At 75.8% G+C, this 16,738-nt stretch carries 14 protein-coding genes and 1 other RNA gene; 8 read left to right on the top strand and 7 right to left on the bottom strand.

What is annotated here, in order from left to right:
• Positions 1-24: 24 nt before the first annotated feature.
• The 4 genes from ACFPM7_RS09975 to ACFPM7_RS09990 are packed head-to-tail and all read right to left on the bottom strand — an operon-like array spanning position 25 to position 7,962.
• On the bottom strand, positions 25-1,161 hold the full coding sequence (locus tag ACFPM7_RS09975) for a DUF2399 domain-containing protein (protein WP_378246226.1): 1,137 nt from the start codon (positions 1,159-1,161) through the stop codon (positions 25-27).
• Complete coding sequence (locus ACFPM7_RS09980) at positions 1,158-5,234, bottom strand: TIGR02680 family protein (protein WP_378246228.1); 4,077 nt, start codon at positions 5,232-5,234, stop codon at positions 1,158-1,160. The genes ACFPM7_RS09975 and ACFPM7_RS09980 overlap by 4 nt, the downstream gene beginning before the upstream one ends.
• Positions 5,231-6,424 (bottom strand): TIGR02678 family protein, encoded by a 1,194-nt coding sequence (locus ACFPM7_RS09985; RefSeq protein ID WP_378246230.1) that lies wholly within the window; start codon positions 6,422-6,424, stop codon positions 5,231-5,233. The genes ACFPM7_RS09980 and ACFPM7_RS09985 overlap by 4 nt, the downstream gene beginning before the upstream one ends.
• Positions 6,424-7,962 carry a DUF2397 domain-containing protein gene (locus ACFPM7_RS09990; protein ID WP_378246232.1) on the bottom strand — a complete coding sequence of 513 codons (1,539 nt, stop codon included), beginning with the start codon at positions 7,960-7,962 and terminating at the stop codon, positions 6,424-6,426. Before ACFPM7_RS09990 ends, ACFPM7_RS09985 begins: the two co-directional genes overlap by 1 nt.
• Before the next feature lie 91 nt (positions 7,963-8,053).
• Here ACFPM7_RS09990 and ACFPM7_RS09995 point away from each other — a divergent pair, with 91 nt between their 5' ends.
• Entirely contained in the window at positions 8,054-8,986 is a 933-nt protein-coding gene (locus ACFPM7_RS09995) for a cobalamin biosynthesis protein (RefSeq protein ID WP_378246234.1), read from the top strand.
• On the opposite strand, the gene ACFPM7_RS10000 is transcribed toward ACFPM7_RS09995, so the two are convergent.
• Genes ACFPM7_RS10000 through ACFPM7_RS10010 form a run of 3 tightly spaced genes read right to left on the bottom strand, consistent with a single transcriptional unit; the run spans position 8,964 to position 11,160 of the window.
• Positions 8,964-9,839, bottom strand: a complete 876-nt coding sequence (locus ACFPM7_RS10000; protein ID WP_378246236.1) for an SURF1 family cytochrome oxidase biogenesis protein — start codon at positions 9,837-9,839, stop codon at positions 8,964-8,966. The two genes, ACFPM7_RS09995 and ACFPM7_RS10000, sit on opposite strands and share 23 nt — an antisense overlap.
• Before the next feature lie 20 nt (positions 9,840-9,859).
• Positions 9,860-10,747, bottom strand: a complete 888-nt coding sequence (locus tag ACFPM7_RS10005) for a fructosamine kinase family protein (RefSeq protein ID WP_378246238.1) — start codon at positions 10,745-10,747, stop codon at positions 9,860-9,862.
• Positions 10,744-11,160 carry a low molecular weight protein-tyrosine-phosphatase gene (locus ACFPM7_RS10010; RefSeq protein WP_378246359.1) on the bottom strand — a complete coding sequence of 139 codons (417 nt, stop codon included), beginning with the start codon at positions 11,158-11,160 and terminating at the stop codon, positions 10,744-10,746. Before ACFPM7_RS10010 ends, ACFPM7_RS10005 begins: the two co-directional genes overlap by 4 nt.
• Positions 11,161-11,363: 203 nt before the next feature.
• On the opposite strand from ACFPM7_RS10010, the gene cobC reads away from it, so the two are divergent.
• The 7 genes from cobC to ACFPM7_RS10045 all read left to right on the top strand — a co-directional run bounded on the left by cobC (position 11,364) and on the right by ACFPM7_RS10045 (position 16,722).
• Positions 11,364-12,422, top strand: coding sequence for an Rv2231c family pyridoxal phosphate-dependent protein CobC (gene cobC, locus ACFPM7_RS10015; RefSeq protein ID WP_378246240.1), 1,059 nt, complete (start codon positions 11,364-11,366; stop codon positions 12,420-12,422).
• Complete coding sequence (locus ACFPM7_RS10020) at positions 12,419-13,255, top strand: Nif3-like dinuclear metal center hexameric protein (protein ID WP_378246242.1); 837 nt, start codon at positions 12,419-12,421, stop codon at positions 13,253-13,255. The genes cobC and ACFPM7_RS10020 overlap by 4 nt, the downstream gene beginning before the upstream one ends.
• Complete coding sequence (locus ACFPM7_RS10025) at positions 13,252-13,986, top strand: zinc ribbon domain-containing protein (RefSeq protein ID WP_378246244.1); 735 nt, start codon at positions 13,252-13,254, stop codon at positions 13,984-13,986. The genes ACFPM7_RS10020 and ACFPM7_RS10025 overlap by 4 nt, the downstream gene beginning before the upstream one ends.
• 13 nt (positions 13,987-13,999) lie before the next feature.
• Entirely contained in the window at positions 14,000-15,112 is a 1,113-nt protein-coding gene (locus tag ACFPM7_RS10030; protein WP_378246361.1) for a bifunctional RNase H/acid phosphatase, read from the top strand.
• A 127-nt stretch (positions 15,113-15,239) separates the two neighbouring features.
• Positions 15,240-15,622, top strand: an RNA gene (rnpB, locus tag ACFPM7_RS10035) — RNase P RNA component class A.
• A 344-nt stretch (positions 15,623-15,966) separates the two neighbouring features.
• Positions 15,967-16,257 (top strand): hypothetical protein, encoded by a 291-nt coding sequence (locus tag ACFPM7_RS10040; RefSeq protein ID WP_378246246.1) that lies wholly within the window; start codon positions 15,967-15,969, stop codon positions 16,255-16,257.
• Between the two features lie 18 nt (positions 16,258-16,275).
• Complete coding sequence (locus ACFPM7_RS10045; protein ID WP_378246248.1) at positions 16,276-16,722, top strand: hypothetical protein; 447 nt, start codon at positions 16,276-16,278, stop codon at positions 16,720-16,722.
• Positions 16,723-16,738 lie beyond the last annotated feature (16 nt).

Below are 16,738 nucleotides of genomic sequence, written 5' to 3' on the forward strand. Positions count from 1 at the left end.
GGTCGGGAAGTCGGCGCTTCAGCGCTACAGGTCGCTGAGGAGCAGGTCGGTGGTGACCTCTTCCGGTATCGCCCAGCCCGCTCGCAGCGCCGCGGCCAGGTCCGGGTCCCAGGGGGTGGGGCCGGGGTCGCCGTCGAGGGCAGGGAGGTCGGTGTCGTGGGCGCGGGCGAGGTCCAGGGCTTCGCGGTAGTCCGCGGCGGACATGCGCCACGGGAGGGCGCCCAGGGTGATCGCCTCGCGCAGGATCGTCAGGCCCGTGGCGTCGAAGTCGGTGTGGACGGTCACCGTGCGGCCCGCGGCGACCAGACGGGACAGCAGGGTCCGGGCGGCGGGGTTCAGCCTGCCGGAGAGGCAGACCAGCGGGACGCCGGTGGCCGCTTCCATCAGCGCCGGGCGGGCGCACACCCGCACCACCCCGGAGTCCGGCGCGTCGGGCAGCGACCGCAGCGGGACGCCCACCGGGCCCGGGGTGCCGGGGAAGCCGCTGACCAGGACGGTGGACAGGCCGTCGGCCACACCGCAGCGCTCCCACAGGCGGGTCTCGGCGGCGCGGCCCCTGGGTGCGTCGACGCCGTGCGCCAGCGCCGCCGCGCGCAGGGCGAGGGCTGCGGCCTTGGTGCCGGTGGACAGCGAGCCGCCGACCTCGGCGGCCAGGTCCGCGCGGGTCAGCCAGGTCGCCGGGGCCGACGGGGTCAGGTTCATCCTGGCCAGCGCGGCCGCCGCCCGCCGGGCGGGGGCCGCCAGCCGCTCGGGGGCGATCTTGGCGTACCGGCGCACCTGATCGATCCACGTCGAGGCCCACCAGGCCTGCGCCAGGCCCGCGGAGTCCAGTGCCGCCTGCAGGATCGCGTCCGTCCACTCGCGACGCGAAGCGTCCTGCGACGCCGTCGTCGCGGCCAACGGCTGTCCGTGCACGGCGGTGAGCACCTCCGCCAGCGACCGGCCGAACACCGACGCCACCCGCTCGCCCAGGTCGGCGACCGGGACAGTGGTGCCCACGCCCGCCTCCAGCGGGCGGCCGACCAGGGCGGACACGGCCGCCGCCGCGGCAGGCGACGGCGCCTTGTAGCCCAGCTTCACCTGGCCGCGCTGCACCGCCTTGCGGGCCTGGCGCCACAGCACCTCGTACTCGGGCCTGCCGGGATCGGGCGCCGCGGTCACGGGTCGTCCCGGTCGAGGGAGGCGCCGTCCCAGGTGGTGTGGGTGCAGGCGACGCCGTGGCCGGACTTGGGGCGCAGCACGTCGTAGATGTGCATGCGGGGGATCTTGTCGGACACCCCCCAGCCGCTCGGCCAGGTGATCACCCAATCCATGTCCAGGTCGACCAGCAGGCCCAGCATGCGCGCGATCGTCGGGTCGTCCAGGCGCTCGAAGGCCTCGTCGAGCAGTACCAGGCGCAGCGGCGACATCTGCGAGCCCGCGCTGATCGCCCCGTAGAAGGCCGCCGCCGCGGCGAACAGCGTCACGTACGAGATCAGCCGGGTCTCGCCGGAGGACAGCTGGCGCAGCCGCCGCGAGCGCGGCTTGCCGTCGGCGCCGGTGTCGCGCACCCGCACGGTGAAGGCGTACCAGGAGCGGTAGTCCAGCGCCCGCGCCAGGATCTCCCCGAAACCCGCCGACGCCGAGTCCCGCTCGGCCTCGATGCGCTCGGTGAACACCTGCTGCAGCCGCGCGTCCTGCTCCGGGGTGCGCTGCGCGAACGGGGTCCGCAGCAGCTTCAGTCCCTCCAGCGTGGACTCGTCCAGCCATGGCGCGGGCTGCCAGTCCAGGCGCACGTGCACGCCCTGGCTCGACCGCGCGCCCTCCAGCACCTCGTTCATCCGGCTGGTCAGGTCCTCGGCGACGGCGATCTGCGCCGAGAGCCGCTCGGCCAGCTCGCGCACCAGGTGCAGCGCGAAGATGCCCTGGTAGCGCTCGGTCAGGAAGTCCTGGCGCTCGGCCAGGTTCGCCGCCACCCGACGCGCCGCGACCGCCACCGGGGCCGGCCCGTCCTCGGCCGACACCACGACGGTGAGGATGCCCGCGTGCCGCTCGGGGGAGACGTTGTGCGTTCCGGCGAGCGCGGCCTGCAGCGTCTGCAGCTTCGTCAGCACGGCATCCTCGCCCGGCAGCCGCTTGGCCGCCGAGACGGCCTGCGCCAGCGCGGCGAAGGAGTCCACATCGGACTCTGGGCGCTCGTCGGGCAGTGCGGCGGCCCACACGCCCGGGGCGTCCAGCGCCTCGCGGAACGAGCGGGCCGCCGCCGCCGCGCCCGCGGCCTTGCCCTCGATCTCGGCTGTGCGGGTCTCCAGCAGCGTCTGGGTCTTCACCACCTGGTTGGACACCTCGGTGGCCGCGCGCCGCGCCGCGGGCAGGCCCTCGCGCACCGCCTTGCGCTCGCGGTCCAGCTCGGCGAGCTGCCCGCGCACCCGCTCGGCCTCCCCGCCCACCGCCGAGGTCAGCTCGGCCAGCGCCGCGGCCTCGCGGTGGAACTCCACGCACTGCTCGTCGGCCACCGCCTCGGCGGCCTCCCGGTCGGCGACCGCGGCGTGGTAGTCGTGCAGCGCGTCGGCCAGGTCGCGCACGGTCGCCGTGCACCGCCTGCCCAGCGCGTCGCGCAGGCCCGCGGCCTGGTCGCGCAGCCCGGCCGCCGAGCGGTGCGCCGCGCGCAGCGACTCGGTGTCGGTGGCCAGCCCCGCCTCGCCCGCATCGCGCGCCAGCTCGGCCTCGGCGGCCTGCGAGCGCCCCTCGGCGGCGGTGTGGTCGGCGCGGCGCTGCTCGGCCCGGGTCGCGGCCTCGCCCGCGCGCTGCCGGGTCTCCTCGGCGCTCACCCGCGCGCCGATCAGCTCGCGGTCGTCGGGGAAGGCGTCCAGGTGCGCGTCCCACACGGCCACCGCGTCGACGTGCCCGCGCAGCTGCGCCTCGGCCTCGGCGAGCCGCTCGCGCAGCCGCTCCAGCTCGGCGGACAGCTCGCCCGCCGCCCGCTCGCGCGCCGCGGCCCGTGCGCCCGCGCCGACGAACTCCGCGTCCGGCTTCGCCGCGCCGCCGTGCAGCACGCCCGCCCGCCACGTGCCGTCCGGCCACACCGTCAGCCCGTCGTGGTCGCCGCCGTAGGACACCGACACCAGCAGCGCGGCCACCGTCTCGGCGGGCACCGGGGAGTCCGGGCCCACCGCGGGCGACAGCGCCGCGGCCAGCGGCTCGACCGCCGCCCGCCCCGGCGCGGCCACGATCCCGGTCACATCGGTCGCGGTGCCGTCGGCCGAGACCCACGCCGTCAGCAGCCCGCACGCCTGCAGCGCCGCCTCCAGCCCGGCGCGCTCGCCATCGTCGAGGCCGCGGGTGAAGTCGACCAGCCGGTAGAACGGCGCGCCCGTGGCCGGGTCCCGCGGTACCTCCGGGGACGGCGGCACCGGGTCGACGCCCTTGCGCAGCTCGATCGTGCGCGCCTCGGCCGAGGCGATGGCCGATTCGAGCGCGTCGACCTCCTGGCGCGCCGCGACCACCCGCTGCCGCAGCCCGGCCAGGTGCGGGGCCGCCCACTGCCGCGTCGCGTCGCGCGCGGCGCGCGAGACCTCGGGGTCGGCGAGCACGTCCTCGGCGGTCGGCGGCAGCGGCGGGCGCGGCGCGTGGTCGTCGGCGAACGGGCCCACCCCGGTCCAGCCCAGCACCCGCTCCGACCACACCGCCGCGGCCTCGGCGAAGCGCTGCCGGGCCTCGTTGCGCCGCCCGGCCGCCTCGGTCGCCTCGATCTGCGCGTCGCGCGCGGCGCCGCGGCCCGCGTCGACGGCGTGGCGGTCGCGGTCGAGCATCAGCGCCCGCTCGTGCAGCGTCATCGCCAGAGCCGCCCGCTGGGCGACCTGCCCGCCGACGGCGTCGGCCTTCGCCGCGGCCTCGGCCAGCGCGGTGGTCAGCTCGTCGGGGTGCACCTTCGGCGGCTGCCTGCGCTGCACCTCCAGCGGCTCGGCCTCCGGGTCCGGCTTGGCGCGCACCAGCTCGGTGACCGTCGTCGTGGTCTGCTCCGGCGCGGCGGGGACGGCCGGGCACAGCGCGGGGTCCAGGCCCGCGGCGGCGAGACCGTCCGCCGTGGACGCCGCGAGCGCGGTCGCGTCGGCCAGGTCGTCGCCGAGCCTGCGCAGCACCGTCAGCACGGTCTCCACCGCGCGGTCGGTGTGGTTGCGGCGCACCGCGGCGTTGTCCAGGGCGCTGCCCGCGGCCTCGCGGGTGCGCTCGACCAGCTTCTCCCGGTCCCGGAGGTCGCGCAGGCCCTGGTAGGCGGGCAGCGACTGCAGCGCGTCGATCGCCGACTCCAGCTCGGCCTCGCGCTCCTCAAGGACCCGGACGCCCTCCTCGGCCTCGGCGTGCCTGGCCGCCTCCTGCTGGGCGCGCGCGGCGAGCTTGTCCACCTCGGCGTGGGCGTTGTCGAGGGTTTTGCGGGCGGCGCCCGCCTTCTCGCCCGCGCTGTGCAGCGCGTTGAGCGCGTAGCCGGAGTAGCCGGTCAGGAAGGCGCCCATCGCGGCGTCGGCGGTGCCCAGGCGGCCGATGTTCTCCCGGATCGACTCCAGGTCCTCGAACGAGGTCGCCAGCTGCCCGACCACGCCCGCCTCCAGCGGCGGCAGCGCGTCGGAGAGGATCTGCTCCAGCTGCCCATCCTGCACCTTCAGCCCGATGTCGGGGTTGCGCAGCGTGCGCTGCAGGTGCAGCAGGTCGCCGTAGCGGGCGGCGGGGACGCCGTAGACCTCCTCGGCCACCCGCGCCCGGAACCCGGCCTCGTCGAAGATCCGGTCGGCGCCCAGCACGTCGCGCAGCGCCGCCGGACCCAGCGGGACCCGGTCGGCGGAGACCAGCTGGAAGTGGGTGCCCACCCGCGACGGGGTGACGAAGCGCCACGAGTCGCTGATCGCCTGCGAGGTCGCCGACGCCTTCACCCCCAGCCCGCAGGTCAGGAACTCCTCGCCGGAGGCGGACTCGCGGCGCAGCTCGACCCACGCGTAGCCGATGCGGTTGGGGCCGCCGTCGTAGTCGTCGAGCATCAGGCGGCGGATCGACACCGTCCCCGCGCCCTTGGACCCCAGGTAGCGCAGGTCACCGTCCAGGCACAGCGGCAGCAGCAGCTCCAGCGTCCGGGACTTGCCCGAGCCGTTGGTGCCCTGGAAGATCGCCCGGCCCCCGGAGAAGTCGAAGGTCTGCTCCCGGTACTGCCAGATGTTGACGATCCCGCCGCGGTGCAGCCGCCACCGGCCGACGTCGGTCACGGTGTTCCTTCCTCATCGGTGTCGAACAGGGACCAGCCCGGCTCCGGCGCGGCGGCGGCGGGCTCGGGCGCGCGGCCCGGGGTGTCGTCGGGGCGCGGCAGCCAGCGGTGCGCGGCCGGGCTCAGCAGCCAGCCGTCCCCGTCCGGCTCGGCCAGCCCCAGCCGGACCAGCAGGTCGGCGACCAGGGACACCAGCGACCCCATGTCCTCGGTCGCCTGCCGCGACCACGCCGACGGGTAGTCCTCCACGAGCCGGTCGCACACCACCCGCAGCCGCACCCGGGTGAGCGGCACCCGGCCGTCGCCGCGGGTCGGGGCGTCGAGCAGGTCCGGCAGGGCCAGCAGCGCGATCCGCGCGATCGTGCCGGTGCCGGGGAAGACCACGTCGGTGAGGTACTCCTCGGGGTCGGTGACGGCCACGCCCTCGGCGCGGATCTCGGTCACCAGGCCGAAGCAGCGCTCCAGCAGCACCGACTCGCGGCGCTGCCCGCGCAGCAGCCAGTCCCGGTGCTCGGGGTCGAGATCGCCGTGCAGGGTGACCGGGTTCTCCACCAGCCGCCTGCGCACCGCGTGCTCGACCGTCCCGGCGCCCGCCGCCCCCGCCACCAGCTCCGCCGCCGAGCCCGCCTCGGCGGGAGCGCCGACCAGCAGCTGGCCGAGCAGGTCGGTGTCGATGGTGATCAGCGCCTCCGCGCCCGCCACCGACCCGTCGGTCTCGGTGATCACGCCGAGGCCGATCAGGTGCCGCAGCGCCGCGGTCAGAGCGCGGCGGTCGGCGAGGTCGTCGGTGACCGCCAGCCCCGCCTCGCTGCCCGCCGAGCGCACGTCGGCCACCAGCCGCGACAGCAGCACCTGCCGACCGACGCCGGTCAGCGCGGCCATCACCAGGCACAGGTAGGCGTAGGAGCGCGGGGTCATGCCCGGTTCGCCGCGGTGCGCGCCCGCGCCCGGACCGGCCTTGTGCAGGCGGGCGAAGCGGCGCTGCACCACCAGCCGGTAGCCCAGCAGCGCCGCGAACACCTCCTGCAGCGGCACCCGGTAGCGGTAGACCAGCGGCAGCAGGTCGCCGTCCGGGCCGCCGGGGCGCAGCAGCGGGTGGCGCAGCAGCACGCGCGCGCAGCGGGCCACGTTCGCGGCGTCGATGTCGGAGAGCTCGTCGAGCACGCGGCTCGCCGGGACGCGGGTGCGCATCAGACCTCCGCCCTGCTGATCGCCAGCTCGGTGTCGCGCAGCGTCAGCGCGCCGCCCGCGCTGCGGATGCGGGTCACCCGGCCGGGCGCGGGGGTCAGCGTCAGGGTCAGACCGCGCACCTGGTCGGTCGCCTCGCCCGGGTCGCGCACGCTCTCGCGCTGCGCCATCGCCAGCGTCAGCAGCTCGCACAGCGCGCCGAGCGCCCGCGGGGAGAGGACGGCGGACTCGATGTCGCGCGCGGCACGCGCCAGCTCGACCGAGGCCGACTCGCGCAGCTCGTCGGCCTCGCGCGCCTGCGCCAGCAGGCCCTGCTCGGTGATCGGGTCGTCCATGATCCGCGACGGGCGCCCGCGCGCGCCCCGGTCGCCGCGGCCGCGCACGCTCACCGACACCTCGACGGCGGGCCCGTCCGCCCACGAGGTGTGCTCGTCGTCGGCGTCGTGTTCGGGGGCGGGCAGCAGGTTGCGCGCCGAGTACAGGCCGAACGACGCGGCGTACAGGTCGTGGGCGGTCTCGGCGTCGGCGGCGTCGAACCAGGCCGCCAGCCGCACCAGCTCGCCGCGGCGGCTGGGCAGCAGCCCGCCGCCCGTCGTCGCCCGGCGCACCGTGGCCAGCAGCGCGCCGATCGCCCGGGTCGTCGCCTCGCGCAGCGCCGTCACCTGGCTCGGCTGGCCCGGCCGGTCGACGAACCAGTCCGCCAGCTCCTGCCAGTCCTCCGCCGAGCGGCCCCTGGTGCGCTCCATGGTCGGGCTCAGCGGCTCGTCCGGGCTCAGCAGCCGCAGCAGTTCCGCGCGCGCCGGACGCAGCGAGGCCAGCGCGCCCGCGATCGCCGGGGTGTGGCGCAGCACGTCCTCCACCACGACCTGGATGTACTCGACCAGCAGGTTGCGGAACCCGGAGATCTCGTCGGGGGCCAGGTGGTTGCGGGTCAGGACCTGGCCGAGGTAGGCGTAGAAGTCGCGCACCGTCGCGGCCAGTTCGGCGTGCTGCAGGAACAGCGTCGTCACCCGCTCGGCCAGCAGCTCCCGCGCCCGCCGCGCGGGCAGCGACCGCGGGTCGGACTGCGCCCGCGCGCCCGCCACGGCCAGCGTCTCGCCCAGCTCGGCCAGGCCGCGCTCGATGGCGGGCAGCAGCTCGCGGGACACCTCGCGCGCGCCCTCGGGCACCCGCAGCAGCGCGTCGACGTCGCGCTGCACGCGCACGGCCAGCTTGCCCACCTGGTAGCGCATGCTGCCCTGCTGGAACTCGGCGATGCTCGCCGCGATCGTCTCCCGGCGGCCGAGCACGAGGTTGCCCCAGTCGACCAGCTGCCGCAGCCGCGGGATGACCACGTCGACGTGCGACTCGCCGATGTCGACGCGGCCGTCGCGCTCGGCGGCGGCCAGCGCGCTGGACACCTCGCCCGCCGACAGGTCGGCCAGCAGCGTGGAGGTGAACAGCCGCATGATCGCCAGATAGGTGCGGTGGTGCTCGCGCGGCTGCAGATAGGCGTAGAGCTGGAGCCTGCGTCCCGGGTCGCTCTCGTGCTGTGGCTCCACGCCGGACGACGATAGTCCGACCGCCGGACACCCGCGCAGCCCGCCCGTGCAGCCGCGATACGGTTCCCCCACCAGGGGGAAGGAGAGGCCGGTGCCCGCACCGAGAGCGATCGGACTGCTGCTGGGAGCCGCCGCCGACGCCGCTTTGGGCGACCCGCGCCGCGGCCACCCGGTCGCCGGGTTCGGCCGCGTCGCCGGGCTGGTCGAGAAGGCCGTGCACCGCGACAGCAAGGCCGCCGGCATCGTCTACACCACCGCCTTGGCGGGCGCGGTGATCGCCGGTGGCGTCGCCGTCGAGCGGGCCGGGCGCACCCGGCCGGTGCTGCGGATGCTGTCCACCGCCGCGGCGACCTGGGTGGTGCTGGGCGGTCGGTCGCTGGCCGCCGAGGGCACCGTCATCGGCCGCCACCTCGACTCCGGCGAGCTGGAGCGCGCCCGCGAGCGACTGCCCGCGCTCTGCGGCCGCGACCCCGAGCGCCTGGACGGCCCGGCGATGGCCCGCGCGACCGTCGAGTCGGTGGCCGAGAACACCTCCGACGCCGTCGTCGCCCCGCTGCTGTGGGGAGCGGTCGCCGGTGTGCCCGGCCTGCTCGGCTACCGCGCGGTCAACACCATGGACGCGATGGTCGGGCACCGCTCACCGCGCTACCGCCGCTTCGGCTGGGCCTCGGCCCGCCTGGACGACGTCGCCAACTACCTGCCCGCCCGCGTCGCCGCCGGACTGACCGTGGCGGGCGCCCCGGTCGTGGGCGGCAACCGGCGCAGCGCGTGGGTCGCCTGGCAGCGCGACGCCGCCGCCCACCCCAGCCCCAACGCCGGGCGGGTCGAGGCCGCGTTCGCCGGTGCCCTGGAGGTCCGCCTCGGCGGGCGCACCGTCTACCCGCACGGGGTGGAGGAGCGGCCGGTGCTCGGTGACGGCCGCATGCCCGACGCGGGTCACGTGACCAGGGCCGTGGAACTCTCGCGCGTCGTCGGCTGGCTGGCCGCCGCGGTCGCCGCCGTCATCGGGCTGCTGCGGCGCTAGCCCCTTCGTCCGTTGTCGCGCCGCCCGTCGTCGCGCCGCTCGTTGTCGCGCCGCTCGTTGTCGCGCGGTCCGCCGGGTGCTCGGCGTCCTCGTCCTCGGCCAGGATCTCGGCGACGGACTTCTTGCGCGGCTTGTCCAGCACACCGCCGGGCTTGATCTCGCGCCAGGTGAAGTAGACGAGCCCGATCAGCGTCATCGCGCCGAAGGCGATCCACTGCAGCGCGTAGGAGAACGACGGCCCCGCCTCCAGCTGCGGCAGCGGCAGCGCGCCCAGCACCCCCGGTGAGCCCGCCTCCAGCCGCACGTAGCCCGCCAGCGAGCCGGGCAGCACGGCCTGCGGGTCGATCGCGTACACCTGGCGGTGCCCGCCCTCGGTGAACGGCTGCCGGTCGGCCGCGGTGCGCTCGCCGATGCGCACCCGCCCGGTGATCGTCACCTGGCCCGCCGGGGCGGGCGCGAAGCCGGGGATGGTGACGCCCTCGTCGGGCCGCACGAACCCGCGGTCGACGAGCACCGTGCTCCCGTCGGCGAGACGGAACGGGGTCAGCACCTCGAACGCCGCGGCGCCCTGCACCGTGCGCAGCCGCGCGACGGCCTCGTGCTCGGGCAGGAACTCGCCGGTCGCGGTCACCAGCCGCCACTCGGTCGTGCGGGTCGGCGCGGCCGCGAGCGCCCCGGCCAGCGGCACGGGGGCGGCCTCGAAGCTGGCCTCCAGCGCCGCGTTGGTCTCCTGGCGCTCGGCGTGCCGCTCGAACTGCCAGGGCGCGAGCAGCGTGAAGCACGCCGTGGCGAAGGTGATCACCACGAACGCCGTCAGCAGCCACCCCGGACGCAGCAGCAGGTTCAACCGCACACCCCCACGGTAAGCCAGGCTCAGCCGGCCAGTGCCGCCCGGGCGGCGCTCACCGCCTGCCGCGCGTACCCGCCGCCGAAGAGCACCACGTGCACCAGGAGCGGGAACAACTGGTGCAGCGCCACCCTGGCCCGCCACCCTGGCGCCAGGGGAGCGGCCTCGTCGTAGGCGGACAAAACGGTCGCCAAGTGTGGGCAACCGAACAGTGCCAGCATCGCCAGGTCGGTCTCGCGGTGCCCGCCGTGCGCGGCCGGATCGATCAGCCACGCCCGTCCGTCGGCGCCCCACAGCACGTTCCCGTTCCACAGGTCGCCGTGCAGGCGGGCGGGCGGCTCGGCGGGCCCGGCCAGCTCCCCGATCCGCTCGCACACCCGCTCCACCGGCCCGGCGTCGCCGATGGCGCCCGCGTCGACGGCCAGCCGCAGGTACGGCAGCACCCGCTCCTCGGCGTACCAGCGCGGCCAGTCCGCGGCCGGGGCGTTGCGCATCGGCGCCTGCCCGATCCACGCCTCGGCCGTCGGCCCGCTGCCGAAGGCGTCCGCGCCCGCCGCGTGCAGCCGCGCCAGGTCGCGCCCCAGGCCCTCGGCCGCCTCCCGGCTCGGCGATCCCGGCTCGACCTGGTCCATCACCACCCAGGTGCCGTCGAAGGCGCGCACCCCCGGCACCGGCACCGCGGCCTCGGCCAGCCACTCCAGCCCGCCCACCTCGGCCGCCGCCTGCCCGGGGAGGCGGTGCCGCTTGGCCACGACCGTCCCGCCCGCCGTCCCGGCGAGGCAGCCGAACTCCCCGCACGCCAGGTCGACCTCGAACACGCCGTCGCCGAGCCCCACGACACCCGAGACCGGGGTCTGCAGCAGCTCGGCCACCGCCTGGGACACCGCCCCCGACACCGCCTCGGCCGCGCTCACCGCCGCCGCACCCACTCCAGCAGCCCCGGGCACGCCGCCTCGACCATCGCCATCACCTCGTCGAACCCCTCGGCCCCGCCGTAGTACGGGTCGGGGACGTCGAGGTCGTCGCCGCTGAGGCCGTCGGCGGCCGGGTCGAACTCGCGCAGCAGCCGCACCCGCTCCGGGCCGACCAGCCGCCGCAGCGCGCGGGCGTGCCCCTGGTCGAGCGCGACGAGCAGGTCGGCGGCAAGGTGGTCGTCGTCCACCTGCGCGGCCACGTGCGCGCTCGGGTAGCCCTCGCGCGCCAGCACCTGCTGCGTGCGCGGATCGGCGGCGTCCCCGGCGTGCCAGCCGCCCGTCCCCGCGCTGCTCACCCGCACGTGGTCGAGCCCGGCGCGCCGCAGGTGCTCCCCGAACACGAGCGCGGCCATCGGCGAGCGGCAGATGTTGCCGGTGCAGACGAAGCAGACGTGGACCGTCGGTGCGGATCGGGGCTCTGAGCGCGTCACCGCGCCAGTCTCTCCGACCCGGACGCCCCGGCCCGACCGCGGGGCCGACCCGCCCGCCACGAAGCCCGGCGACCACGGCGGTCGTCGTCCTGCCTGCCGGTTCCCGGCCTCTAGACTCCCCGGCGATGACCTCCGAGACCTCCGAGACCTCCAAGACCTCCGAGACCTCCGACCCGCTGCGCCACCACGGCGACGTCGACGCCGCCCCCGGGCTCGCCGACTTCGCCGTCAACGTGCGCGGCGAGCGTCCGCCCGCGTGGCTGCGCGAGGTCCTGGCCCGCGCGGTGGCCGACCTCGGGCGCTACCCGTCGGCCGCCGACGACCGCGCCGCGCGGGAAGCCGTCGCGGCACGGCACGGCAGGCGTGCCGGGGAAGTGCTGGTGCTCAACGGATCGGCCGAGGGATTCGCGCTGCTGCCGAATCTGGCGCCCGCGAAGGCCGCCGTGGTCCACCCGTCGTTCACCGAGCCCGAGGCCGCGCTGCGCGCGGCGGGCGTGCCCGTGCACCGCGTCCTGCTGACCGCGGCGGACGGCTTCGCGCTGCGTCCGGAGCGCGTGCCGGATGACGCCGATCTCGTCGTCATCGGAAACCCAACCAACCCGACATCGACGCTACACACGGCCGAGGCCATTCGCACACTTGTTCGCCCCGGGCGAACCGTCCTCGTCGACGAGGCCTTCATGGACTTCGTCCCCGGCGAGCCCCACTCCCTGGCTCCCGGGGGAGACACCCACGCGGGAGGCGTCCTCGTCTTCCGCAGCCTCACCAAGATGTGGGCCGTCCCCGGCCTGCGCGCGGGCTACGCGCTCGGCGACGAGCGCACCCTCGCCGCCCTCGCCCGCAACCGTCCTCAGTGGCCGGTCAGCACGCCGGCCCTGCGCGCGGTCGCCGCCTGCGCCGCCGTCCCCACCGACGACGTCGCCGCCGAGTACACCGCCCACCGCGCCCACCTCGCGGCCGAACTCGCCGCGCTCGGCGTGACCGTCCACGGACCCGCGCACGCCCCCTTCCTCCTCGTGCAGGTCAGCGGCGGCGAGCACGTCCGCGCCGCGCTGCGCGAGCACGGGGTCGCCGTGCGCCGCGGCGACACCTTCCCCGGGCTCGGGCCCGACCACCTGCGCATCGCCGTCCGTCCACCCGAGCAGTGCGCGCCGCTGCTCAAAGCCCTGGAGGTCTGCCTGTGACGACCGTCGCCGACGCGATCGCGGCCCTGGAGGCCGCCTACCCGCCCGAGCTCGCCGAGAGCTGGGACGCGGTCGGCCTCGTCTGCGGCGACCCCGGCGAGGAGCTGAACAGGGTCCTCGTCTGCGTCGACCCGGTCGCCGAGACCGTGGACGAGGCGATCGAGACCGGCGCGCAGCTGATCGTCGCCCACCACCCGCTGCTGCTGCGCGGCGTGCACGGCGTTCCCGCCGACACCCCCAAGGGCGGGCTGGTGCACCGCATGGTCCGCGGCGGTGTCGCCCTGTTCTGCGCGCACACCAACGCCGACTCGGCCGACCCCGGCGTCTCCGACGCCCTCGCCGCCGCCATCGGCGTCACCGGCCTCACCCCGCTGGCCCCCACCCCGGACGGCCGCACCGGCATCGGCCGGGTCGGCACCCTGCCCGAGGCCGAGCCGTTCGCCGTCTTCGTCGAGCGCGTCGCCCGCGCGCTGCCCGCCACCGAGGGCGGCGTGCGCGCCGCGGGCGAGGCCAACCGGCCCATCCGCACCGTCGCGGTGTCCGGCGGCGCGGGCGACTCCTACCTGTCCACCGCCGCCGCGCTCGGCGTCGACGCCTACGTCACCGCCGACCTGCGCCACCACACCGCGGGCGAGCACCTGGCCGTGCCCGGCGCCCCCGCCCTGGTCGACGTCGCCCACTGGGCCAGCGAGTGGCCGTGGTGCGAGCAGGCGGCGGGCGTCCTGCGCGCCGCTCTCGGCGGTACGGTCGTGATCGACGTCTCCACCCGCCGCACCGACCCCTGGACCTGCCAGGCGGCCGGCGCTCCAACCACCCGGAGGACCACCAGGTGAAAGCCGATTCCGCCGTGCAGCGCGGCCTCCTCGACCTCGCCGAGGCCGACGCCGAGCTGACCCGCATCGACCACCGGCGCCGCACCGCGCCGGAGCTGGCCGAGATCGCCGATGCGGAGAAGGCGGTCCAGGCCCGCCGCGACGCCAGGGTCGCCGTGCAGACCCAGGCCGACGACCTCGACCGCGAGGCCGCCAAGCAGGAAAAGGAGATCGACGCCGTCCGGGCTCGCGAGGACCGCGACCGCAAGCTCCTCGACGGCGGCGCGGGCGCCCGCCAGGTCGCCGACCTCGAACACGAGCTGGCCAGCCTGATCAAGCGCAAGGCCGCCCTTGAGGACGACCTTCTGGAGCTGATGGAGCGCCGCGAGGCCGTGGAGGCCGACTGCCAGCACACGGCCGTCGAGCTGGAGAAGGCCGAGGCCGCCCTGGCCGACGTGCGCGCCCGCCACCAGGAGAACCTGGCCGACCTGGACACCCAGCAGGCCCGCCGCGAGGCCGAGCGCGCCACCCGCGCCGCCACCTTCCCCGAGGCGCTGCTGGCCCTCTACGAGCGCAAGCGCGCCGCCAAGGGCATCGGCGCGGCGCTGCTGCGGGCCCGCCGCTGCGGCGCGTGCAGGCTGGAGCTGGACCGCAGGGTCATGTCCACCATCAAGGACACCGCCCCCGACGAGGTCGTCGAGTGCGAGGAGTGCGGTGTGATCCTCGTCCGCACCCCCGAGTCCGGCCTGTGACGGACCCGGCGTGCTGAGGGTCAGGGTCGAGGCGGACGGCGGCTCCCGGGGCAACCCGGGGCCGGCCGGGTTCGGCGCGGTCGTCTTCGACGCCGCGACCGGCGACGTGCTCGCCAAGCGGGCCGAGGCGATCGGCGTGGCCACCAACAACGTCGCCGAGTACCGCGGCCTCATCGCGGGCCTTGAGGCCGCGCTGGCGCTGGGCGCCGACGGCGTCGAGGTCCGCATGGACTCCAAGCTGGTCGTGGAGCAGATGGCGGGCCGCTGGCAGGTCAAGCACCCGTCGATGCGCCCCCTGGCCGCCGAGGCGCGCGCCCTGGCCGCCCGGTTCACCGCCGTCTCCTACAGCTGGATACCGCGCGCCCAGAACGCGCACGCCGACCGCCTCGCCAACGCCGCGATGGACGGCTCCCCGGTCAACGAGACCGCGGACAGCGCAGCTCAGCCCGCTGGAAGTGAGCCCGCGCACCGCAGCGACCCGACCGCCTGGACCGGCGCGACCGGCGAGCCGACGCGGCTGCTCCTGCTGCGCCACGGCCAGACCCCCCTGTCGGTCGAGCGCCGCTACTCCGGCCGCGGCGACGCCGAGCTGACCGACCTCGGCCGCGCCCAGGCCGCCGCGGCCGCCCGGCGCCTGGCCACGCTCGACGGCGTCGGTCCCGCCACGCCGATCCTCGCCTCCCCGCTGGCCAGGGCCGCGGCCACGGCCCGCGCGGTGGCCGAGGCGACCGGCGGCGCGGTGACCGGCGAGGACGCCCTCATCGAGACCGACTTCGGCGGCTGGGAGGGGCTCACCTTCGCCGAGGCGTCCCAGCGCGACCCCGAGCTGCACGGCCGCTGGCTCAGCGACCCGTCGGTGCCCGCGCCGGGCGGGGAGAGCTTCGACGAGGTGCACGCCAGGGTCAGCGGCGCGCTGGAGACCGTGCTGCGGCGCCACAGCGGCCGCACGGTCGTGGTGGTCAGCCATGTCACACCGATCAAGGCGCTGCTGCGGATCGGACTCGACGCGGGCCCGAGCCTGCTCTTCCGGCTGCACCTGGACCTGGCGTCGCTGTCGGTCGTGGAGTTCTACCCGGACGGCAATGCCACCGTCCGCCTCGTCAACGATGTCTCCCACCTGGGCTGATGCGGTGCGGTGCGCGCACGCGGGCACCGCTCTGCCAGCCGCGACGCCGGGCGGGCGGTCGCGGTGATCACAGCTCGGCCGTCGGTATCGGCGCTGTCGGGGGACCTCGCTATCCTGGTCGGGCGGGCGAGTCGACCGGGCGGCCGCGGCGGTGCGAGCCGTCGAGGAAAGTCCGGACTCCGCAGGGCAGGGTGGTTGTTAACGGCAACCCGGGGCGACCCGCGGGAAAGTGCCACAGAGAACAGACCGCCTGGCCCATGAGGCCAGGTAAGGGTGAAACGGTGGTGTAAGAGACCACCAGCGCCCCGGGTGACCGGGGCGGCTAGGTAAACCCCACCCGGAGCAAGGCCAAGAAGGCGGGCCCAGGCCCGCCGCGCAGGCGTTCGAGGGCGGCCCGCCCGAGCCTGCGGGTAGGCCGCACGAGCCCGGCGGCGACGCCGGGTCGAGATGGATGGCCGCCACCCCGGGTGACCGGGGGGACAGAATCCGGCTTACGCGTCGACTCGCCCGCCCAACACCGGACATACACCGAACGGAGTAAGTTCGCTGCCCGGAATCGCCCGCGTGATGTGTGAGTTCCCCCACGCTCCGTCGCGCTCCGTGTCGCGCCGGGGTGAACTCGGGGCGCTACTAGGAAAATCGGGTGGTGGTGGCTTCCCCGCGCCCCTGTCCGCATCATGATGGGTGTGCTCAGATGGACCCGCGAAGCGGCTTGGAGGCCCCAGTGAATCAACGGAACGCTCTCGACTAGCTACCGTTCGTAATGACAATCATGTGCCGGTCGTGCTCTACTTCGACAGGCACGGCACAGACTTGCCGCGCTGAGGACAGTCTCCGCGCACTTGGGAGAAGACATGACCACCGCGTTCCTCGCCTCGATCACCGAGCTCGCCCAGCAGGCCCCTCCCTCGGGTGAGGTGGGCACCTCCGGCATCCGGGATTGGCTCCTCGACAATGTGATTCCCCTGCTCCTGCTGGTGGTGGCCCTGCTGTTGCTGTGGCTCGGCGGCGGCAAGGGCGACAACTCCGGCGTCATGCGCCGTCTCGGCGGCGTGATCGTCGCGCTGGCCATCATCGGCCTCGCGGTGACCAACGCGGGTGTGAGCATCGGCGAGTGGATCGCCGGCCTGTTCACCAACGGCTGACGGGCCGGGAGCGCGCACGTGCGGATACGCACCGACGACGAGGTGTACCGGGTCGACGCCGTCTGGCTCGGCCCGCCGAAGGCCACCTTCCCGTTCCGGGCCCGCTACGTGGCCTGGGGCATCGGCATCGTCGTCTACCTGCTCGTCCTCACCGTCCTCCGCAACATCGGCATCGGCCTGTTCTGGTCGTTCGCCTGGGGGATGGTGCTCACCATCGGCATCACGATGGTCATCTGCTCGCGGATCAGCCACGAGCGCCCGCTCTCGGCCGTGCTCACCATGTGGGGCCGCGAGCTGACCGCCCCGCGCGAGACCGAGGCCGCCACCGGCGGCGCGGCCAGCGCGGCGCACCTGCGCGTGCGCGCGGAACTGCCCAGGAAGAAGCCGCGCGGCCGCAAGGTGCGGGCGCGGCGGGACCAGACGACAAAACAGATACGGGAGGTCAGCGGTGTTCGGACGCCGTAAGCGCGAGGAGCAGGAG

It is taken from the genome of Actinokineospora guangxiensis, from assembly GCF_042657845.1.
GTDB lineage: Bacteria > Actinomycetota > Actinomycetes > Mycobacteriales > Pseudonocardiaceae > Actinokineospora > Actinokineospora guangxiensis.